The following is a 21,266-nucleotide window of genomic DNA, read 5'->3' as shown; positions in this document are numbered from 1 at the left end:
CTCGTGCGCATCTCTGTGCGGGAAGAGCCCGCCACCGCGCGGACGGCCCGGCCGTCTGAAAGCCGCGGAGGACCGGCCGGCCGAAGGCCGTGCTACCACCCCACGCACGCCACTCACCGGACTGTACGCGCGGTCGCGCTCCATAAATCAGATTAATCCCGGTATGGAGGGCGTACAAGCGTGCGCTTCCCCGAGACCGCACGGCGCCCCCAAGCGGAGAAGACGGCGCCTCCCGCTCAGAAGAGCGGCTCCGGGAGGACCCCTTCCAGTGCCAGCAGCCGCCGCTTCGTCTCCAGCCCGCCACCGAAACCGCCGAGCCCGCCGCCGCTCTCGACCACACGGTGGCACGGCACGACCACCGGCAGTGGATTGGCCCCCATCGCCGCGCCGACCGCCTGCGCCGCCTCCGGCCGGCCCACTCGCCCGGCCAGGTCGCCGTATCCGACCACCGTCCCGTACGACACCCCCGTCGCCAGTTCGCGCAGCACCTGGCGGTTGAAGCCCGTGCACAGCGTCCAGTCCAGCGGCAGCGCGAACTCCCGCAGCCGGCCCGCGAAATACGCCGACAGCGCGGATATCGGCTCGGCGAGCCGGCCCGAGGCGGACTCCACGAGCTCCGCCCCCAGCCGGTCACCGAGCGCGTCGAGCGCCCCGTCCCGTACCCGCCCGTCCGCGTGGAAGACGACCCGCACCAGCCCCTGGTCGGTCGCGGCCAGCAGCAGCGGGCCGATGCCGCTGGGCACGACCGTCCACTCCACCCGTGACCGCCCGGACGACTGCCCGATGGTGTTCATACGGACCACGGTACGGGCGCCCTCTGACAATGGAGCGCCGACGAGGCTCGGACGGTGCTCAGCCCACCGCGTCCCGCACCACGTCAGGGTTGTTGGTGATGATCCCGTCCACCCCGAAACCGGCCACGCGCACCGCGCCCGCCGCGTCGTTGACCGTCCACGTGCTGACGGTGAGCGGCTTGCCGTGCGCCCCCTTCAGCCGGTGCGCCGCCGCCACGTAGTCGGCGGTGAGCGAGGTGTGCGTGGGGTTGATCTGGTCGGTGAACGCGGCGTAGGAGGGCAGGTCCGCCACCGCCGGGGTGCCGAGGAATCCGGTCGTCACATCGGGGCGCCGCTCGTGCACCGCGCGGACGCTGTCCGCGCTGAAGCTCTGGATCACCAGCCGGCGCCGGACGTGGTCGCGGTCCAGCCAGCCCTCCTCGCGCAGCACCTGGAGGATCTCCTTCTCGATGCCGGGGTACAGCTCCGGCGCCTTGATCTCCAGCAGCAGCTTCTGGCGGTTCGCCTCCAGGGCGCGCAGGTACCGCGTCAGCGTCGGCACGCGCGCGCCCGCCCAGCGACCGCCGAACCAGCTCCCCGCGTCGAGCCGTGCGATCTCCGCCGCCGTGAAGTCCTTGACCTTCCAGGGCGCCCGGTCGGGGTAGAGCGTCTCCACGTCGGTGGTCCGCCGGAGATTGTCGTCGTGGATCACGACCAGCCGGCCGTCCTTGGTGCGCTGCACGTCGTTCTCCACCCAGTCGATGCCGAGGTCGTCCGCCGCCTCTACGGCCTCCAGGGTGTTCTCCGGCGCGTACGCGGAGGCTCCCCGGTGAGCGATCACCAGCGGGCTCCCGGCCCCCTTCGCGGCCGGGACCGCGCCAGGGGCGGCCCCGGCGGCCGGTGCGGCCGCCCGGTCCGGGGACGCCGTGGCGGTGCCCGGCAGGACCAGCGCCGTGATCGCCAGCAGGGCGGCGGCCGTTGTCACCGATGCGCGTGCGTACACGTGGACTCCTCGCGTCGTGGAAGGACGGTCGGCCCGAGCGTGCCAGGCCCCGGCCAACAGCGGGCAGGCGAAGGTTGGCCACCATATGAAGCCACGGGCGCGGACGGGCGGCGGCGCGCGGCCGGGCATGGGGAAGCCGTGCCGGAAACGTGAAGCAGGCCGGGGGAAAGCCGTGGCGAAGCGTGCTTTTGCCGCCCCCCTGTCGACAAATCGGCAGCCCGCGGTTTGCTCAGCGGGTCGGCCGTCCTACTCTCGCCCCGAGCCAGCGCTTCCGTATGCACGCGCACAAGGGGTGAGGACGTATCGCCATGCAGGGCACAGTCGACGGATTCAGCTACGGCCTTGTCACGCCTGTGGCGGCTTTCCTCATGGCCTGCCTCGGCGGGGCGCTCGGCCTGCGCTGCACCGCCAGGGCCCTGCGCGTGCGGAGGTCGTGGAAGCCCGGCGCGCTCGCGCTGGGCGCGGCCTCGATCGGGTCCGGCGTCTGGACCATGCACTTCATCGCGATGATGGGCTTCTCGGTCAGTGAGGTCCCCATCGGCTACGACCGGCTGACGACCGTCGCGAGCCTCGTCGTCGCCATCGTCATGGTCGGCATCGGGATCTTCATCGTCGGCTATCGCCGTACGACCACGATGGCCTTGATCACCGGGGGCACGATCACGGGCCTCGGTATCGCCACCTCGCACTACCTCGGAATGGCCGGCATGCGCCTGCACGGCCGTATCTCGTACGACACCGTGACCGTCGTGTTCTCCGTGGTGATCGCAGTCGCGGCGGCGATCACGGCGCTGTGGACCGTCGCCTCGCGCCGCGGGCTGCTGACGAGCGTGGGCGCCAGCCTGGTGATGGGCGTCGCGGTGACCGGGATGCACTACATGGGCATGGCCGGGGTCACCGTCCACCTGACGGACGACATCTCCGCGGCCGGGGGCGTGCCGGCCGCCGAACTGCTCGCCCCCATGCTGGTCGGTCCGACCCTCTTCCTGCTGCTCGCCGGACTGGCCGTGTTCGTCGACCCGGCCCTCGTGGCCGGCGACCGCGGCCACCGCCCGGGCCGGAACCCCGCGGCGGAGACGTGCGGGCGGACCGGCGTGCCCGCACAGCGGATACGGCCACGCTCCCCGCGGGTCACCGACGCGGCCGGGGCCCGCTCCCGCGACCGCGGCGACGCGGCAGGCAGGGCCGCAGTCCGGGCCTCGCACCAGGGCCGTATGGACCTCCACGACCACTGACCCCGTACCGACCCCTGACCCTGTACCGAGCCGGCTCCGTCCGGCCCGGCGGCGGTTTCCTCCCCGGGGCGGGCTCGGGCGTCCAGGATCTCTCCTCCGGCGGCAGAAACCGTCAGGGCCGCCGGCAGCCGCCGGGGCCGCCGGGAGCGGCTCGCCCGGGGCCGTCCGGACCCGGCTGTCAGTGCGGGGTCGTACGGTGGATCCATGCGGCCCGTTTCCAGCATCGAACGTACGGTGGCGCCCTTCGAGGTCGTCAGCCCCTACCAGCCCAGCGGCGACCAGCCCACGGCCATCGCCGACCTGGCCCGCCGTATCGACGCGGGGGAGAAGGACGTCGTCCTCCTCGGCGCGACCGGCACGGGAAAGTCGGCGACCACCGCCTGGATGATCGAGCGGCTCCAGCGCCCCACGCTCGTGATGGCGCCGAACAAGACGCTCGCCGCCCAGCTGGCCAACGAGTTCCGCGAGCTCCTGCCGAACAACGCCGTCGAGTACTTCGTCTCGTACTACGACTACTACCAGCCCGAGGCGTACGTCCCGCAGTCGGACACCTACATCGAGAAGGACTCCTCCATCAACGAGGAGGTCGAGCGGCTGCGCCACTCCGCGACGAATTCCCTGCTCACCCGCCGCGACGTGGTCGTGGTCGCCTCCGTGTCCTGCATCTACGGCCTCGGCACGCCCCAGGAGTACGTGGACCGCATGGTCCCGCTGAAGGTCGGCGAGGAGATCGACCGGGACCAGCTGCTGCGCCGGTTCGTCGACATTCAGTACACGCGCAACGACGCCGCGTTCACCCGCGGCACCTTCCGCGTCCGGGGCGACACGATCGAGATCTTCCCGGTCTACGAGGAGCTGGCCGTCCGCATCGAGATGTTCGGGGACGAGATCGAGGCGCTCTCGACCCTGCACCCCCTCACCGGCGAGATCATCAGCGACGACCAGCAGCTCTACGTCTTCCCGGCGAGCCACTACGTGGCGGGCCCCGAGCGCATGGAGAAGGCCGTCAACGGGATCGAGCGGGAGCTGGAGGCCCGCCTGGCCGAGCTGGACAAGCAGGGCAAGCTCCTGGAGTCCCAGCGGCTGCGCATGCGCACGACGTACGACATCGAGATGATGCGCCAGATCGGCTCCTGCTCCGGCATCGAGAACTACTCGATGCACTTCGACGACCGCGCCCCCGGCTCCGCCCCCAACACGCTCCTCGACTACTTTCCCGAGGACTTCCTGCTGGTCATCGACGAGTCGCATGTCACGGTGCCGCAGATCGGCGCCATGTACGAAGGTGACGCCTCCCGGAAGCGGACGCTGGTCGACCACGGCTTCCGGCTGCCGTCGGCGCTGGACAACCGCCCGCTGAAGTGGGAGGAGTTCAAGGAACGGATCGGCCAGACCGTCTACCTGTCGGCCACCCCGGGCCAGTACGAGCTCTCCCGCTCCGACGGCTTCGTGGAGCAGATCATCCGCCCCACCGGTCTCGTCGACCCGGAGGTCGTCGTCAAGCCCACGGAGGGCCAGATCGACGACCTGGTGCACGAGATCCGCGAGCGCACCGCGAAGGACGAGCGGGTCCTCGTCACCACGCTCACGAAGAAGATGGCCGAGGACCTCACCGACTACTTCCTGGAGCTGGGCATCCAGGTGCGGTACCTGCACAGCGACGTCGACACGCTGCGCCGGGTCGAACTGCTGCGCGAACTGCGTGCCGGTGAGTACGACGTCCTGGTCGGTATCAACCTCCTCAGGGAGGGCCTCGACCTGCCGGAGGTCTCCCTGGTGGCCATCCTGGACGCAGACAAGGAGGGCTTCCTGCGTTCGGGGACCTCGCTGATCCAGACCATCGGGCGGGCCGCGCGCAACGTGTCCGGCCAGGTCCATATGTACGCGGACAAGATGACCCCGGCGATGGAGAAGGCCATCGACGAGACCAACCGCCGCCGCGCCAAGCAGATCGCCTACAACACCGAGCGCGGGATCGACCCCCAGCCGCTGCGGAAGAAGATCAACGACATCGTCGCGACCATCGCGCGCGAGGAGGTCGACACCGAGGCGCTGCTCGGCACCGGCTACCGGCAGGCGAAGGACGGCAAGCCGGCCGCGACACCCGTCCCCTCCCTCGGCGGCAAGGCCGCCGCGCAGAGTGGCAGGGCGGGGAGGGCCGGTAAGGCCGCCGCCCCGGGCGCGCTGGTCACCGACCGCCCCGCGGCCGAACTCGCCGGGATCATCGAGGAGATGACGGACCGGATGAGGGCCGCCGCGGCCGAGCTGCAGTTCGAGGTCGCCGCGCGGCTGCGGGACGAGGTGGGCGAGCTGAAGAAGGAGCTGCGACAGATGAGGGAGGCGGGGGTGGCCTGACACACCGGGAGACCTGATGCGGGACGCGGCCGACATGTGTTGCAGGACCGACACAAAAACGGCCCGGGCCTCCTGCGTCGTCCACCCCACTGCGTAGGGTGCTGCGCAACCGCATACGGACGGTTGCGGGGGAACCATTCGAGAGGGGACGGCGCGTGGTGGACGTATCCAAGGGTGGTGCGCCCGGGGGCCCCGGGGTCAATCTGACCAAGGGGCAGGCCATCAGCCTGGAGAAGAAGGGCGGCGGCTCCCTGACCGCGGTCCGCATGGGGCTCGGCTGGCGGGCCGCGCCGCGCAGGGGCCTGTTCGGCTCCCGTACCCGCGAGATCGACCTCGACGCCTCCGCGGTGCTGTTCGCCGACAAGCAGCCGGTCGACGTCGTCTTCTTCCGCCACCTCGTCAGCGACGACGGTTCGGTGCGGCACACCGGTGACAACCTGGTGGGCGGAGCCGGACAGGGCGGCGACGACGAGGCGGTCCTCGTGGACCTGGAGCGCGTCCCGGTCCACATCGACCAGATCGTCTTCACGGTGAACTCGTTCACCGGCCAGACGTTCCAGGAGGTGCAGAACGCCTTCTGTCGGATCGTGGACGAGACCAACGGCCAGGAGCTGGCGCGCTACACGCTCGACGGCGGCGGCCACTACACCGCGCAGATCATGGCGAAGGTGCACCGCGTCAGTGGTGGCTGGCAGATGACGGCGCTCGGCAACCCGGCCAACGGACGTACGTTCCAGGACCTGATGCCGTCGATCCTGCCGCACCTGTAGGCGCGACCGCGGCGGGATCGGACGGACACGGCCTGTCCGCGGGACACGCGGCTCCCGGAGGCGGGGCTTCCGGGAGCCGCCCCGTTCGGCCGCGTGCGGGCCCCGTCGGCCTGCCGGTACCTCACCACCGGTATCCGGGCCGGCGTCCGACGACCGGGTTACCACGACCACGACCGACATACGAATAGTGACGAGAGGGACAGGGGCGATGACGGCCGAACTGGTCCGGGGGCAGAACCACCCCTTGCCCGGGACCCGACTGGAGATACGGGTGACGGCCGGGGCACCGTTGGTGCCCTGTGTCTCGCTCGGTGACGCCCGGGGCGCCGTCCAGGGCACCGAGTGGATCGTCCACCCCGGCGCGCCCGCGCTCCCGGGCGTCGAGGTCTCCCGGCAGGCCGCCGTCGGCTCGCGTTTCCACGTGGACCTGGAGGCGCTTCCGGAGCGGGTCCACCTGCTGCGTGTCCTGCTCGCCCTCCCCGAGGAAGCCGGCGGTCCCGGCCGCTTCGGCGCCACAGCGGCCCCTTCCGTCGCGGTCAGCCACGCCGACGGGGCCGGTATCGCCGCGTTCACCCTCACCGGACTGGACACGGAGTCCGCCGTCATCGCGCTCGAGCTCTACCGACGCCACGGTGCCTGGAAGGTCAGGGCCGTCGGCCAGGGATACGCCGGCGGGCTCGCCGAACTCCTCGCGGACCAGGGGGTGTCCCGGGCCGCCGCGGTCGCCGCGGACATCCGGGCCACGGTCGCCCGGCGGGTGACCGGTACGGTACGGCCCCCTCTGCCCGGCGCGCCGGTACCGGCCGGGCCCGCCCGCGCCGACATCGGCGTGCCGGGCGGTGAGGCCGGAGCGGGCGGGACGATCGACTACACCCACCCCGGCCGCCGCACCTCGCCACCGCGGGCACCCGCGACGCCGCCCGCATCCGCGTCCGTGCGGCCCCCGGGAACGCCTTCGCCGGCCGTGCCGCCCGGCCCGCGGCGGCAGCCCGAGGGCCCGGTCGCGGGCGACGCCGCCGGCTGGTCCATGGACGAGCGCCTGTACAACCAGGTCTGGGGGATGTTCGAGGACCTGGCCCGCAGCGTCGCCGCGTTCCGTAGTGCCGTGGGCTTCGCGGAGTCCCGGATGGACCGGGAACTGGACCGTGTCCTGTCCGATCCCCGCCACCGTACGGGCCCGGCCGGCGGTGCCGCCCGGGAAGCGGTCCGCGCCGAGCACGACCAGCTCGTCGCACGGGCCCGCGAGGTGCTCGACCGCGATCTCGCGCAGCTCGTCGCCGAGTCCGAGGTCGTCGAGCCGGCCCTGCCGCCCGCCTACGCCCGTTGGGACAGTCCCGTCTGGCACGCCTACCGCGTGCCGACGGAGAACCCGATGGCGCTGCGGCTCGGGGACGTGCATCTCCCGGAGCGGCCCGGCCTGCGGATCCCGATGCTGGTGCGGCTGCCGTTGGAGCGCGGACTGTGGGTCGACAGCGGCCGGACCGCTTCCGGGGCAGACGCGGCAGTGGACGGCGATCAGCTGCGTCTGATGGCCATGGAGACCGCGGTCGGCGTCGCCGGCCGGCTGCTCGCGGTCCACCCGCCCGGCGGGTTCGGCGTCCATGTGATCGACCCCGTCGGTACGGCGGCCGGTCCGCTGGCGCCGCTGACCGGGGCGGGGGTGCTGGCCGGGCCGCCCGGAGCGGGCGCCGGGGGAGTGGCGGCCGTCCTCGCGGGGCTCACCCGGCGGGTGGACCTCGTGCAGATGGCGATACGCGGCGGGGCCGCCGAGTCGTTGCCGTCCGATCTGGACACCGCCGAGCAGTTGCTGATCGTCAACGACTTCCCGCACGGCTTCGACGACCGCGCCGTGACCCAGCTGCGCTACCTCGCCGACGAGGGGCCGGCGGTCGGGGTGCACCTGCTGATGGTCGCGGACCGCGCGGACGCGCGTGCGTACGGGCCGGTCCTCGACCCGCTGTGGCGGGCGCTGCTGCGGATCACACCGGTGCCGGACGACCACCTGGCCGATCCCTGGGTCGGTCACGCGTGGACCTACGAGCCGCCGGCCGTGCCGAACGGCAGCCGGGTGCTCCTCGACGTCCTTGGCCATGTGGCGTCCGCACGCCAGACACGACGGCTCTGACCTGCGCACTTGAGAGGTCTTTACCTTTTTCTTTACCTTTTCTTGGTGGTTCCTGTACTCTCCTTCAGAGCGGAGGGGAGTACTCCCGCCTCGCGACGTGCCCGTCAATACGGATCGCCATCGATCCCGGGGCGTCGGCCCGGGGAGCGGTCATGAGCCGCCCGGGTGGAGGAGACCTCCGGCAGCGACGACGCTGATCAGTAGCCGTACGACGCCGGAGGCGCAGTGGACGTTTCGATGAACCTGTGGGTGGCGACCATTCTTGGTCTGACCGCCCTGATCGCCGTCGACTTCTTCATCGGGCGCAAGCCCCATGACGTGTCGATCAAGGAAGCCGGTATATGGACGGTCGTCTGGATCGCCCTCGCCGTGCTGTTCGGCCTCGGCCTGATGGTCTTCGGTACGGGCCAGGCGTCCGGTGAGTTCTTCGCCGGCTTCATCACCGAGAAGTCGCTCAGTGTCGACAACCTCTTCGTCTTCGTACTGATCATGGCGAAGTTCTCGGTGCCGTCACACCTCCAGCAGCGCGTACTGCTCATCGGTGTGCTGATAGCCCTGGTGCTGCGGGCGGTCTTCATCGCGGCGGGCGCCGCGATCATCGCCAGTTTCTCGTGGGTCTTCTTCATCTTCGGCGCGTTCCTGATCTACACCGCCTGGAAGCTCATCCAGGAGGCGCGCTCCGACGAGGAGGAAGAGGAGTTCGAGGAGAACCGCCTCCTGAAGTCCATCGAGCAGCGCTTCGGCGTGGCCGACAAGTACCACGGCACCAAGCTGTTCATCCGGGAGAACGGCAAGCGGGTGCTCACCCCGCTGATGGTCGTCATGCTCGCCATCGGCACCACCGACGTGCTGTTCGCGCTGGACTCCATACCCGCGATCTTCGGCCTGACCCAGGACCCGTACATCGTCTTCACGGCCAACGCGTTCGCGCTGATGGGCCTGCGGCAGCTGTACTTCCTCATTGGCGGGCTGCTGAAGAAGCTGGTGCACCTCAGCTACGGGCTGTCGGTCATCCTGGGCTTCATCGGGGTCAAGCTCGTGCTGCACGCGCTGCACGAGACCGGGGTGCATGTCCCCGAGATCTCCATCCCGGTCTCGCTCGCGGTCATCTGCGGTGTCCTCGTCGTCACCACGATCACCAGCCTGATCGCCTCCAAGAAGCAGGCCGAGCGCGAGGCGGCCGAGAAGGCGGCCAAGGACAGCATCGGCGCCTGAGCCGGCCGGCTTCCGAGGCCCGGCCCCGGTTCCGGTGCGGACCGGGGCCGGGCGGGGCCGCCGGTCCTGGCCGTGACCGAAGCGCGTGCGGGGTGGGTGACAGAGCTGTCACCCACCCCGCACGCGTGTTTCGCTTCCTGGGTCACCAGCCGCGGGCGCGCCACTCCGCGAGGTGCGGGCGCTCCGCGCCCAGGGTGGAGTCGTTGCCGTGGCCGGGGTAGATCCAGGTCTCGTCGGACAGCGGCCCGAAGATCTTGGCCTCCAGCCCGTCCATCAGGCTCGCGAAGTCGGTGGGGTTCCCCGTCCTGCCCGGGCCGCCGGGGAAGAGGCAGTCGCCGGTGAAGACATGGGCGTGGCCGTGCGGGTCGTCGTAGACGAGGGCGATCGAGCCCGGCGTGTGCCCCACGAGATGGACGGCGGTGAGGGCCACGTCCCCGACCCGGACCGTGTCCCCGTCCTCGACCGGCACATCGGTGGTGACGGGGATGGCCTCGGCGTCGTACCGGCCCGCGTACGTACGTGCGCCGGTGGCCGCCACCACCTCGCCGAGCGCCTGCCAGTGGTCGCCGTGGCGGTGAGTGGTGACGACGGACGCGAGGCCGTCGTCACCGATCAGCGTCAACAGCGTGGCGGCGTCGTTCGCCGCGTCGATCAGCAACTGCTCGCCGGTCGCCCGGCAGCGCAGGAGATAGGCGTTGTTGTCCATGGGCCCGACGGCGACCTTGGAGATCATCAGGGCGGGCAGTTCGTGCACATCCGCCGGTCCGCCGACCTTCACCGCTCCGGTGTACGTCATGCGGATCAGCCTATAGCGGGGGCAGGGTGGGCAGCGGGCCGCCGGAGCAGGTCAGCGCCGCCCCGTCGCGGCGTCCCGCGAGCCAGCCCAGCAGGTCCGCCGCCGGGCCCGTGACGGACCGCGGGCCGTCCGCCGCGGCCTCGGTGGAGCCGGTGCGCCAGGTGCGTCCGTCGGGTGCGCTCAGGGTCACCGGCGGGATCGCCCCGTTCCCCGAGAAGCGCTCCGCGAGAAAGGCGATCTCCCGCTCGGTGAACTCGTCGGACAGGTCCTCCAGTGCCCGGCCGATCCCGAGGTCGACGTGGTGCAGCTCCACCTCCACCAGCCGTCGGAACGGCAGGCGGGCGACCGTGTCCGTCACGCCGTTGCGCAGGGTGACCACCCGGCCCCAGCCGCCGGGCGCCGTCACGGAATGCCGGAACCGCTCCGCGGTGTTACGCAGATCGGCCAGGTGGACGTCGAGGGGCCGGTGGGCGTCCCGCTCGATGTCGGCGTCCCGCGTCGCCTCGTCCGCGTACATCGGGCGCCCCTCCACCACGTTCACCAGCGCGTCCGCGTTCCGGGCGACATGGGCCAGGACATGCCCCCGGCTCCAGCCGGGAAGCAGTGACGGCTCGGTGAGTGCCGCGTCGTCCAGCTCGGCGGCCGCGCCGAGGAACCGGTCGGTCGCCTCACGTAGGGAGGCCAGGTCAGGCGTGGGTGCGGTCATGGCGCCGACCCTAGCGCCACCACTCGATCGGGTGAAGACAGCCACGAGCGGCCGTAAATCGAATGTGCGTGCTATAAGCTCGGAGGAGGCATCCTGGCATGTAGGCGGATGTCCGCCCCGGCCCCCGGGACGGGCGGGTCCGCCGATTGGCAGTCCATCGCTCTGGCGACCCCCCTAGTCTGGGAAAGGGGGCAGCGCCCCTGTTTCTCTTCAGAAAGGTGCGGACCGGCGTGGCCGACCGTCTCATCGTCCGTGGCGCGCGCGAGCACAATCTCAAGAACGTCTCGCTCGACCTGCCCCGTGACTCACTCATCGTCTTCACCGGGCTCTCCGGGTCGGGCAAGTCCTCGCTCGCGTTCGACACGATCTTCGCCGAGGGGCAGCGCCGGTACGTGGAGTCGCTGTCCTCCTACGCCCGGCAGTTCCTCGGCCAGATGGACAAGCCGGACGTCGACTTCATAGAAGGACTCTCCCCGGCCGTCTCCATCGACCAGAAGTCGACCTCGCGCAACCCGCGCTCGACGGTGGGCACGATCACGGAGGTCTACGACTACCTCCGGCTGCTCTTCGCGCGGATCGGCAAGCCGCACTGCCCCGAGTGCGGCCGGCCGATCTCCCGGCAGTCGCCGCAGGCCATCGTGGACAAGGTGCTGGAGCTGCCGGAGGGCAGCCGCTTCCAGGTCCTCTCGCCGCTCGTCCGTGAGCGCAAGGGCGAGTTCGTGGACCTCTTCTCGGACCTCCAGACCAAGGGCTACAGCCGGGCCAGGGTGGACGGCCGGACGATCCAGCTCGCCGAGCCCCCCAAGCTGAAGAAGCAGGAGAAGCACACGATCGAGGTGGTCGTCGACCGCCTCACGGTGAAGGACAGCGCCAAGCGCCGGCTGACCGACTCGGTCGAGACCGCGCTCGGTCTCTCCGGGGGCATGGTCGTGCTCGACTTCGTGGACCTCCCCGAGGACGACCCCGAGCGCGAGCGCATGTACTCGGAGCACCTGTACTGCCCGTACGACGACCTCTCGTTCGAGGAGCTCGAACCCCGCTCGTTCTCCTTCAACTCGCCCTTCGGCGCCTGCCCGGACTGCACGGGCATCGGTACGCGCATGGAGGTCGACCCGGAGCTGATCGTTCCGGACGAGGAGAGGTCGCTCGACGAGGGCGCGATCCACCCCTGGTCCCACGGCCATACGAAGGAATACTTCGGCCGCCTGATCGGCGGCCTCTCCCAGGCGCTCGGGTTCCGTACGGACATCCCCTGGGCCGGGCTGCCGCAGCGGGCCAGAAAGGCCCTGCTGTACGGCCACAAGACGCAGGTCGAGGTCCGCTACCGGAACAGGTACGGGCGTGAGCGCGCCTACACCACGCCCGCCTTCGAGGGAGCGGTCACCTTCGTCAAGCGGCGCCACTCGGAGGCCGAGAGCGACTCCAGCAGGGAGCGCTTCGAGGGCTACATGCGCGAGGTGCCCTGCCCGACCTGTGAGGGGACGCGGCTCAAGCCGATCGTCCTCGCGGTGACGGTGATGGGGAAGTCCATCGCCGAGGTCTCCGGGATGTCGATCAGCGACTGCTCCGACTTCCTGGCCGAACTCCGGCTGAACGAGCGCGACAAGAAGATCGCCGAGAGGGTGCTCAAGGAGGTCAACGAACGGCTGAGGTTCCTGGTCGACGTCGGCCTGGACTACCTCTCGCTCAGCCGGGCGGCGGGCACCCTCTCCGGCGGCGAGGCCCAGCGCATCCGGCTCGCCACCCAGATCGGTTCCGGCCTCGTCGGCGTGCTGTACGTCCTGGACGAACCGTCTATCGGCCTGCACCAGCGCGACAACCACCGGCTCATCGAGACCCTGGTCCGACTGCGGGACATGGGCAACACGCTGATCGTCGTGGAGCACGACGAGGACACCATCAAGGTCGCGGACTGGGTGGTCGACATCGGCCCCGGCGCGGGTGAGCACGGGGGCAAGGTCGTGCACTCCGGGCCCCTGAAGGGCCTGCTGGCCAACGAGGAGTCGATGACGGGCCGGTATCTGGCCGGCAAGAAGGCGATCCCGGTCCCCGACCTGCGCAGGCCCTTCGACCCGGCGCGCCGGCTGACCGTGCACGGCGCCAGGGAGAACAACCTCCAGGACATCGAGGTCTCGTTCCCGCTCGGCGTGTTCACCGCGGTCACGGGCGTCTCGGGGTCCGGCAAGTCGACGCTGGTCAACGACATTCTCTACACGCACCTGGCGCGCGAGCTGAACGGTGCGAAGTCGGTGCCCGGCCGGCACACCCGGGTCGACGGCGACGACCTGGTCGACAAGGTCGTCCACGTCGACCAGTCGCCCATCGGCCGGACGCCCAGGTCCAACCCCGCCACGTACACGGGCGTCTTCGACCACGTGCGCAAGCTGTTCGCCGAGACGATGGAGGCGAAGGTCCGCGGTTACCTCCCCGGGCGCTTCTCCTTCAACGTCAAGGGCGGCCGCTGCGAGAACTGCGCCGGCGACGGCACGATCAAGATCGAGATGAACTTCCTGCCGGACGTCTACGTCCCGTGCGAGGTCTGCCACGGCGCCCGCTACAACCGGGAGACCCTGGAGGTCCACTACAAGGGCAAGTCCATCGCCGAGGTGCTGGACATGCCGATCGAGGAGGCCCTGGGCTTCTTCGAGGCCGTGCCGACCATCTCGCGCCATCTGAAGACGCTCAACGAGGTGGGGCTCGGCTATGTCCGGCTGGGGCAGTCGGCGCCGACCCTGTCCGGTGGCGAGGCCCAGCGCGTGAAGCTGGCGAGCGAGCTCCAGCGGCGCTCCACGGGCCGCACGGTCTACGTCCTGGACGAGCCCACGACCGGTCTGCACTTCGAGGACATCAGCAAGCTGATCAACGTGCTGTCGGGTCTGGTCGACAAGGGCAACACGGTGATCGTCATCGAGCACAACCTGGACGTCATCAAGACCGCGGACTGGGTGATCGACATGGGGCCCGAAGGCGGCAGCGGCGGTGGGCTGGTGATCGCGGAGGGCTCCCCCGAGCAGGTCGCGGGCGTCCCCGCCAGCCACACCGGGAAGTTCCTGCGGGAGATCCTGGACGCCGAGCGGATCAGCGACGCGTCTCAGGTGAAGGCCGTGCCCCGGAAGGCGGCCGCCAGGAAGACGGTCACCAGGAAGGCAGCGGCGAAGAAGACGGCGGTCAGGGCAACGGTGGCCGAGGAAGCCGTGGCCGGGCAGCCGACTCTCAAGAAAGCGGTCTCCAAGAAGGCGGCCGCACGCCGTCGCTCCTGACCGGCACGGCAGGCAGTGGCGTCGTGACGACGGCCGCCCCGGGATTCCCGGCGGGCGGCCGTCCGTGCTTCCGGCCGTCCGCCCGGCCTCGTGGAATTCCGTCCGCCGTTGGGCGCGGCCCCGGCACAATGCCGGGATGGACGACGAGACGGCGGTGCTCGCCGACGACGGGACCCGGCTCTGGACCAGGCGCGGGGGAACGGACGGGCCGGGCGAGCCCGTCCTCTTCTGCCACGGAGGTCCGGGTCTCTGGGACACCCTCCAGGCACCGGCCGCCCTGCTCACGGGCCGCCGCGTGTACCACTGGGACCAGCGCGGCTGCGGCCGCTCACAGCGCCGCGGACCGTACAGCGTGGACCGTTCGGTGGCCGACCTGGACGCCGTACGGCGCCACTTCGGCCTGGACCGGGTGGCCCTGCTCGGCCATTCCTGGGGCGCTCGGCTGGCGCTCGGCTATGCCCTGGCCCATCCCGGGCGCGTCAGCCGGCTCGTCCTCGTCTCCGGAACGGGCATCGACGACGACGCCACCTGGCACCCGCGGTACCAGGACGCGTTCTTCCGGGTGCTGGGGGAGGACCGGGCCCGCTGGGAAGAACTGCGCGCCCGCGGCACGGACCGTACGGAGACGGAGGACCGTGAGCTGGCGGTCCTCCAGTGGTCGGTGGACTTCGCCGACCGCGACCTCGCCCGGGAGCACGCCGAGGCCATGGCGACTCCGTGGTTCGGGGTGAACGCCGAGTGCAACGCCACCATCGGCGCGGAGCTGCGGCAGGGCTCGGCCGGCCTGCTGCGGGAGCGGTGCGCCGCGCTGGAGGTGTCCGTACTGATCGTCGACGGGGAGCGGGACATCCGGCCCCGGCGGGCGGTCGACTCCCTGGAGCGCGTACTTCCCCGGGTACGCCGGACGACGCTCGCCGGGGCCGGTCACCTGCCCTGGACCGAGGACCCGGAGGGCTTCCGGTCGGCGGTCGGTGCCTTCCTCGCCTGAGAACCCCTCGTTCACGAGCCCCTCGCCCGGGGGACCGGCCGTCGGGCGCCGGAACGGCCCCGGTATCGTCGCGAATGTCACCGGCGTCGCGTCACGCCGACCGCTCCGACCTGTGGAGACACCCATGCCCGGCCCTTCCGCCCCGCGCCGTACCGTGCTGAAGGGTGCCGCGCTCGCCGGTACGGCGGGGCTGGCGGCGGCCGCCTGCTCCACCGAGTCCAAGCTCGGCCACGCCGAGACCCCCACGCCCACCGCGCCGGTCGACCTCGGTGCGGCCGACGCGGTGCCGGTCGGGGGCGCCAAGCTCTACCGGGAAGAGCGCCTGGTCGTGAGCTGCCCGGCCGAGGGCGAGTACAAGGCGTTCAGCGCGCAGTGCACCCACGCCGGCTGCCTGCTGGAGAAGCTGGAGGGCACCGTGGGCGACTGCCCGTGCCACGGCAGCAAGTTCGACGTCACCACCGGCAAGGCGCTGCGCGGCCCGGCGACCGTACCGCTGCCCGCGGTGCCGGTCACCGCGAAGGGCGGCAGGCTCATCGCGGGGCCCCAGGGCTGACGGCGCCCGGGCCGGGCGGGCCGGTCCCGTACGGCCGGACTGTCGGTCCCCGCAAGTAGGGTGGACCACATGGCCGACCCCTCCAGTTACCGCCCCAAGCCGGGACAGATCCCCGACTCGCCGGGGGTCTACAAGTTCCGCGACGACCACCGCCGGGTGATCTACGTAGGAAAGGCGAAGAGCCTCCGCCAGCGGCTCGCCAACTACTTCCAGGACCTGGCGGGTCTGCACCCGCGCACGCGATCCATGGTCACCACGGCGGCCTCCGTCGAATGGACCGTGGTCTCCACCGAGGTCGAGGCGCTCCAGCTGGAGTATTCCTGGATCAAGGAGTTCGACCCCCGCTTCAACGTCAAGTACCGCGACGACAAGAGCTATCCCTCCCTCGCGGTCACGCTGAACGAGGAGTTCCCCCGGGTCCAGGTCATGCGCGGCGCGAAGAAGAAGGGCGTGCGCTACTTCGGGCCGTACGCCCACGCCTGGGCCATCCGCGAGACGGTCGACCTGATGCTCCGTGTGTTTCCCGTACGGACCTGCTCCGCCGGGGTGTTCAAGAACGCGGAGCGGACCGGGCGCCCCTGCCTCCTGGGCTACATCGGCAAGTGCTCGGCCCCCTGCGTCGGCCGTGTCACGCCCGAGGAACACCGCGAACTCGCCGAGGAGTTCTGCGACTTCATGGCCGGCCGCACCGGCGCCTACATCCGCAGGCTGGAGAAGCGGATGACCGAGGCGGCCGAGGACATGGAGTACGAGAGGGCCGCCAGGCTGCGCGACGACATAGGCGCGCTGCGCCGCGCGATGGAGAAGAACGCGGTCGTGCTGGCCGACGCCACCGACGCCGACCTGATCGCCGTCGCCGAGGACGAGCTGGAAGCGGCCGTCCAGATCTTCCACGTGCGCGGCGGCCGGGTGCGCGGACAGCGCGGCTGGGTCACCGACAAGGTCGAGGCGGTCGAGACCTCGGGCCTGGTCGAGCACGCGCTCCAGCAGCTGTACGGGGAGGAGAGCGGCGACGCCGTTCCCAAGGAGGTCCTCGTCCCGGCCCTGCCGGAGGAAACGGACGCGGTCGCCCAGTGGCTGAGCGACCGCCGGGGCTCCCAGGTCTCGCTGCGGATCCCGCAGCGCGGCGACAAGAAGGACCTGATGGAGACCGTCGGGCGCAATGCGCGGCAGGCGCTCGTCCTGCACAAGACCAAGCGCGCCAGCGACCTCACCACCCGCTCCCGGGCACTGGAGGAGATCGCGGAGGCGCTGGGCCTGGACAGCGCCCCGCTGCGGATCGAGTGCTTCGACATCTCGCACCTCCAGGGGCAGGACGTCGTCGCGTCGATGGTGGTCTTCGAGGACGGCCTCTCCCGTAAGAGTGAATACCGCCGCTTCCAGATCAAGACCTTCGAGGGGCAGGACGACGTCCGCTCGATGCACGAGGTGATCAGCCGGCGGTTCAGGCGCTATCTCCAGGAGAAGGAGCGGACCGGGGAGTGGGCCGAGGCCCAGGGCGGCCCCGAGCCGGCTGAGGAGGTCGCGGCCATGGCGGGAAGCGCCCGTGCGGCGGGCCGTGACGCCGGAGCGGGGGCCGGGGCCGGGCTCGAGGTCGGCGCCGGGGGCGGGACCGGCCCCACAGCGCAGCCTCCCGGGGACGCCCGGAGCGCGGATCACCCCGCCGCTGGAGCCGCGCCCGCCGGGCCGGAGGCGCCCGGCGGACCGGTCTCGCCGCTCGATGACGACGGCCGTCCCAAGCGCTTCGCCTATCCACCCCAGCTGGTCGTCGTCGACGGCGGGCAGCCGCAGGTCGCCGCCGCCCGGCGCGCCCTGGACGAGCTCGGCATCGACGACGTCGCGGTCTGCGGCCTCGCCAAGCGGCTGGAGGAGGTCTGGCTGCCGGAGGAGGACGACCCGGTGGTGCTGCCCCGCTCCAGCGAGGGCCTCTACCTCCTCCAGCGAGTCCGGGACGAGGCGCACCGCTTCGCCATCACGTACCAGCGCGCCAAGCGGGCCAAGCGGGTCAGGACGAGCCCGCTGGACGATGTCACCGGGCTCGGCGAGACCAGGAAACAGGCGCTCATCAAGCATTTCGGCTCGGTCAAGCGGCTGCGGCAGGCGACAATCGACCAGATCTGCGAGGTGCCGGGGGTGGGCCGCAAGACGGCCGAGTCCGTCGCCCTGGCCCTGGCCCGGGCCGCCCCGGCGGCGCCCGCCGTGAACACGGCGACAGGAGAGATCATGGAAGACGACGGGGGAACGACGCATGACTGAGCACGACCGGGACGGAGCAGGGCACGTGAGTACGGGTACGGGTTCGGGCACCACGAAGGAGGCCGGCGAGTCCGTCGAGGCGGCCATCCCCGAGCTGGTGATCATCTCCGGGATGTCGGGCGCCGGCCGCAGCACGGCGGCCAAATGCCTGGAAGACCTCGGCTGGTTCGTCGTGGACAACCTGCCGCCCGCGCTGATCCCCACCATGGTGGAGCTCGGCGCCCGCTCGCAGGGCAACGTGGCACGCATCGCCGTGGTGGTCGACGTCCGGGGCAGACGGTTCTTCGACAACCTCCGGGAGTCCCTCGCCGACCTGGACGCGAAGGAGGTCACCCGGCGGATCGTCTTCCTGGAGTCCTCCGACGAGGCCCTGGTCCGCCGCTTCGAGTCCGTACGCCGCCCGCACCCGCTCCAGGGGGACGGCCGGATCGTCGACGGCATCGAGGCCGAGCGCGACCTGCTGCGGGAGCTGCGCGGCGACGCCGACCTGGTGATCGACACCTCCAGCCTGAACGTCCACGAGCTGCGCGCCAAGATGGACGCGCAGTTCGCGGGCGACGAGAAGCCGGAGCTGCGCGCCACGGTCATGTCCTTCGGCTACAAGTACGGCCTGCCGGTCGACGCCGACCTGGTGGTCGACTGCCGCTTCCTGCCCAACCCGCACTGGGTCCCCGAGCTGCGTCCCTTCACCGGACTCAACGAGGAGGTGGCCGGTTACGTCTTCAACCAGCCGGGCGCCAAGGAGTTCCTCGACCGCTACACCGAACTCCTCCAGCTGATCGCCGCCGGCTACCGCCGGGAGGGCAAGCGCTACGTGACCGTCGCCGTGGGCTGTACGGGCGGCAAACACCGTTCGGTCGCCATGTCCGAGAAGCTCGCCGCGCGCCTCGCCACCGAAGGCATCGAGACCGTGGTCGTGCACCGGGACATGGGGCGCGAGTGAGCGGACGCACCTTCCGTATGCGCCGTGTGCGCCGGGGCGTGCCCGCGGTGTCCGCGCGGGGCCGTGGTCGCGGCGCCCAGCCCAAGGTGGTCGCCCTCGGCGGCGGCATGGGCCTGTCCGCGTCCCTGACCGCGCTGCGCCGGATCACCGGTGACCTGACCGCCGTGGTCACGGTCGCCGACGACGGCGGCTCCAGCGGCCGGCTCCGGGAGGAGCTCGGCGTGCTGCCGCCCGGCGATCTGCGCAAGGCCCTGGCGGCGCTCTGTGGTGACGACGACTGGGGCCAGACCTGGGCGCGGGTGATCCAGCACCGTTTCCAGTCCCAGGGCGAGCTGCACGAGCACGCGGTCGGCAATCTGCTGATCGTCGCGCTCTGGGAGCAGCTCGGGGACCATGTCCAGGCCCTCGACCTGGTCGGCAGGCTCCTCGGCGCGCACGGCCGGGTGCTGCCGATGTCCGCCGTGCCCCTGGAGCTCCAGGCGCTGGTCCGGGGGCACGACCCCGGGCGCCCGGAGGAGGTGGAGACGGTCCGCGGCCAGGCGACCGTCGCCCTCACGCCCGGGGAGGTGCAGTCGGTGCACCTCGTGCCGCACGACCCGCCGGCCGTGCCCGAGGCGGTCGAGGCGGTCATGGACGCCGACTGGGTGGTGCTCGGCCCCGGTTCCTGGTTCTCGTCGGTGATCCCGCACCTGCTGGTGCCCGAGCTGCTCGAAGCGCTGGTGGAGACCAAGGCGCGCCGGGTCCTGTCGCTGAACCTCGCGCCGCAGCCCGGTGAAACCAGTGGCTTCTCACCGCAGCGTCATTTGGAGGTTTTGGGGCGACACGCCCCTAAACTCGCCCTGGACGTGGTGCTGGCCGATCTGGCCGCCGTGCCCGACCGCGAGTCCCTCGCCGATGCCGCCGAACGGTTCGGTGCCGCGGTCGAGCTGGCGCCGGTGGCAGCGCCCGACGGCTCCCCGGTCCACGATCCGGAGCTGTTGGCAGCCGCGTACGACCGTATTTTTCGGATGCATGGAAGGATCGGCCCATGGCGATGACGCCAGCGGTGAAGGACGAGATCGCCCGGCTCCCCGTCACCCGGACGTGTTGCAGGAAGGCGGAGGTCTCGGCGATTCTTCGGTTCGCGGGCGGGCTGCACCTGGTCAGCGGCCGCATCGTGATCGAGGCCGAGCTGGACACCAGCATCGCCGCCCGTCGGCTCCGCAAGGACATTCTGGAGATCTTCGGGCACAATTCCGAGCTGGTCGTGATGGCCCCGGGCGGACTGCGGCGCGGTAGCCGTTACGTCGTACGGGTGATCACCGGCGGTGACCAGCTGGCCCGGCAGACCGGTCTGGTCGACGGCCGGGGCCGGCCCATCCGGGGGCTGCCGCCGCAGGTCGTCTCCGGCGCCACCTGCGACGCCGAGGCGGCCTGGCGCGGCGCGTTCCTGTCGCACGGCTCGCTGACGGAACCCGGTCGTTCCTCGTCGCTGGAGGTCACCTGCCCCGGTCCCGAGGCCGCGCTGGCGCTGGTGGGCGCGGCCCGCAGACTCCAGATCGCCGCCAAGGCCCGGGAGGTACGGGGCGTGGACCGCGTGGTCGTCAGGGACGGGGACGCGATCGGGGCACTGCTGACCCGGCTGGGCGCGCACGACTCGGTCCTGGCCTGGGAGGAGCGGCGGATGCGCCGCGAGGTGCGGGCCACCGCCAACCGCCTCGCCAACTTCGACGACGCGAATCTGCGCCGCTCGGCCCGGGCGGCGGTGGCGGCGGGCGCCCGCGTGCAGCGCGCGCTGGAGATCCTCGGCGAGGAGGTGCCGGAGCACCTCGCCGCGGCGGGCCGGCTGCGCATGGAGCACAAGCAGGCGTCGCTGGAGGAACTGGGCGCGCTCGCCGACCCGCCGCTCACCAAGGACGCGGTCGCGGGCCGGATCCGCCGGCTGCTGGCCATGGCCGACAAGAGGGCGCAGGACCTGGGCATTCCGGGGACGGAGTCCAACCTCACCGAGGAACTGGCCGACGGCCTCGTCGGCTGAGCGGCAGGGCCGGCCGTCGGTCCGCACGCCCGTTGACAGCGGTGGCCCCGACGCCCCGTCCCGACACTCCGCCCGGCGGCGCCCGGCCGCCCAGCGCGACGCCGGAGCGCGGCCTGCCGCCGACGGGTACGAACGCCTCGGCGCCGGTCCGGACAGCCGTCGTCATCGGGTCGGCACGGCCTTCGATGCGGAGGGCCGCTCGATGTCACCCGGCGGCCGGTGGAGATGTAGGGTCGTAACCGGTCGGGGACATCCCAATACAACTCGCCGG

Annotated in this window: 16 protein-coding genes; 12 read left to right on the top strand and 4 right to left on the bottom strand. The window is 71.4% G+C overall.

Going from position 1 to position 21,266, the window contains the following annotated elements:
• Nucleotides 1-236: 236 nt before the first annotated feature.
• Both ACU6P3_RS07345 and ACU6P3_RS07340 read right to left on the bottom strand, forming a co-directional pair.
• On the bottom strand, nt 237-794 hold the full coding sequence (locus ACU6P3_RS07345; protein ID WP_447196414.1) for a methylated-DNA--[protein]-cysteine S-methyltransferase: 558 nt from the start codon (nt 792-794) through the stop codon (nt 237-239).
• Between the two features lie 58 nt (nt 795-852).
• Nucleotides 853-1,776: a glycerophosphodiester phosphodiesterase gene (locus ACU6P3_RS07340; protein WP_447196413.1), complete on the bottom strand. Its 924-nt coding sequence runs from the start codon at nt 1,774-1,776 to the stop codon at nt 853-855.
• A gap of 308 nt (nt 1,777-2,084) precedes the next feature.
• Here ACU6P3_RS07340 and ACU6P3_RS07335 point away from each other — a divergent pair, with 308 nt between their 5' ends.
• The 5 genes from ACU6P3_RS07335 to ACU6P3_RS07315 all read left to right on the top strand — a co-directional run bounded on the left by ACU6P3_RS07335 (nt 2,085) and on the right by ACU6P3_RS07315 (nt 9,476).
• Entirely contained in the window at nt 2,085-3,011 is a 927-nt protein-coding gene (locus ACU6P3_RS07335; RefSeq protein ID WP_447196412.1) for an MHYT domain-containing protein, read from the top strand.
• A gap of 204 nt (nt 3,012-3,215) precedes the next feature.
• Nucleotides 3,216-5,366 carry an excinuclease ABC subunit UvrB gene (uvrB, locus tag ACU6P3_RS07330; protein ID WP_030753080.1) on the top strand — a complete coding sequence of 717 codons (2,151 nt, stop codon included), beginning with the start codon at nt 3,216-3,218 and terminating at the stop codon, nt 5,364-5,366.
• Nucleotides 5,367-5,521: 155 nt separating this feature from the next.
• The gene (locus ACU6P3_RS07325; RefSeq protein WP_051765768.1) at nt 5,522-6,136 is read left to right on the top strand and encodes a TerD family protein; all 615 of its coding nucleotides are present in this window, start codon (nt 5,522-5,524) and stop codon (nt 6,134-6,136) included.
• Nucleotides 6,137-6,344: 208 nt separating this feature from the next.
• Nucleotides 6,345-8,261, top strand: a complete 1,917-nt coding sequence (locus ACU6P3_RS07320) for a TerD family protein (protein ID WP_447196411.1) — start codon at nt 6,345-6,347, stop codon at nt 8,259-8,261.
• A 225-nt stretch (nt 8,262-8,486) separates the two neighbouring features.
• Complete coding sequence (locus ACU6P3_RS07315; RefSeq protein WP_447196410.1) at nt 8,487-9,476, top strand: TerC family protein; 990 nt, start codon at nt 8,487-8,489, stop codon at nt 9,474-9,476.
• A gap of 142 nt (nt 9,477-9,618) precedes the next feature.
• On the opposite strand, the gene ACU6P3_RS07310 is transcribed toward ACU6P3_RS07315, so the two are convergent.
• Both ACU6P3_RS07310 and ACU6P3_RS07305 read right to left on the bottom strand, forming a co-directional pair.
• Nucleotides 9,619-10,272, bottom strand: coding sequence for an MBL fold metallo-hydrolase (locus ACU6P3_RS07310; protein ID WP_447196409.1), 654 nt, complete (start codon nt 10,270-10,272; stop codon nt 9,619-9,621).
• A 10-nt stretch (nt 10,273-10,282) separates the two neighbouring features.
• Nucleotides 10,283-10,978: a maleylpyruvate isomerase family mycothiol-dependent enzyme gene (locus ACU6P3_RS07305; RefSeq protein ID WP_447196408.1), complete on the bottom strand. Its 696-nt coding sequence runs from the start codon at nt 10,976-10,978 to the stop codon at nt 10,283-10,285.
• A gap of 230 nt (nt 10,979-11,208) precedes the next feature.
• Here ACU6P3_RS07305 and uvrA point away from each other — a divergent pair, with 230 nt between their 5' ends.
• The 7 genes from uvrA to whiA all read left to right on the top strand — a co-directional run bounded on the left by uvrA (nt 11,209) and on the right by whiA (nt 20,995).
• A complete protein-coding gene (gene uvrA, locus ACU6P3_RS07300; protein WP_447196407.1) occupies nt 11,209-14,238 on the top strand; it encodes an excinuclease ABC subunit UvrA in 3,030 nt (1,009 codons plus the stop codon).
• A gap of 136 nt (nt 14,239-14,374) precedes the next feature.
• Nucleotides 14,375-15,226 carry an alpha/beta fold hydrolase gene (locus ACU6P3_RS07295; RefSeq protein WP_447196406.1) on the top strand — a complete coding sequence of 284 codons (852 nt, stop codon included), beginning with the start codon at nt 14,375-14,377 and terminating at the stop codon, nt 15,224-15,226.
• A gap of 124 nt (nt 15,227-15,350) precedes the next feature.
• Nucleotides 15,351-15,779: a Rieske (2Fe-2S) protein gene (locus tag ACU6P3_RS07290; RefSeq protein ID WP_447196405.1), complete on the top strand. Its 429-nt coding sequence runs from the start codon at nt 15,351-15,353 to the stop codon at nt 15,777-15,779.
• A gap of 69 nt (nt 15,780-15,848) precedes the next feature.
• The gene (gene uvrC / locus ACU6P3_RS07285; protein WP_447196404.1) at nt 15,849-18,035 is read left to right on the top strand and encodes an excinuclease ABC subunit UvrC; all 2,187 of its coding nucleotides are present in this window, start codon (nt 15,849-15,851) and stop codon (nt 18,033-18,035) included.
• The gene (rapZ, locus tag ACU6P3_RS07280) at nt 18,028-18,978 is read left to right on the top strand and encodes an RNase adapter RapZ (protein ID WP_030753106.1); all 951 of its coding nucleotides are present in this window, start codon (nt 18,028-18,030) and stop codon (nt 18,976-18,978) included. Before uvrC ends, rapZ begins: the two co-directional genes overlap by 8 nt.
• The gene (locus tag ACU6P3_RS07275) at nt 18,975-20,015 is read left to right on the top strand and encodes a gluconeogenesis factor YvcK family protein (protein WP_447196403.1); all 1,041 of its coding nucleotides are present in this window, start codon (nt 18,975-18,977) and stop codon (nt 20,013-20,015) included. Before rapZ ends, ACU6P3_RS07275 begins: the two co-directional genes overlap by 4 nt.
• Nucleotides 20,006-20,995: a DNA-binding protein WhiA gene (gene whiA, locus ACU6P3_RS07270; protein WP_030753113.1), complete on the top strand. Its 990-nt coding sequence runs from the start codon at nt 20,006-20,008 to the stop codon at nt 20,993-20,995. The genes ACU6P3_RS07275 and whiA overlap by 10 nt, the downstream gene beginning before the upstream one ends.
• The last annotated feature ends 271 nt before the right edge of the window (nt 20,996-21,266 follow it).

Source organism: Streptomyces hebeiensis (genome assembly GCF_052983195.1).
The sequence above is the reverse complement of the archived record's forward strand: the minus strand, read 5'-3'. Positions and strand labels throughout refer to the sequence as shown.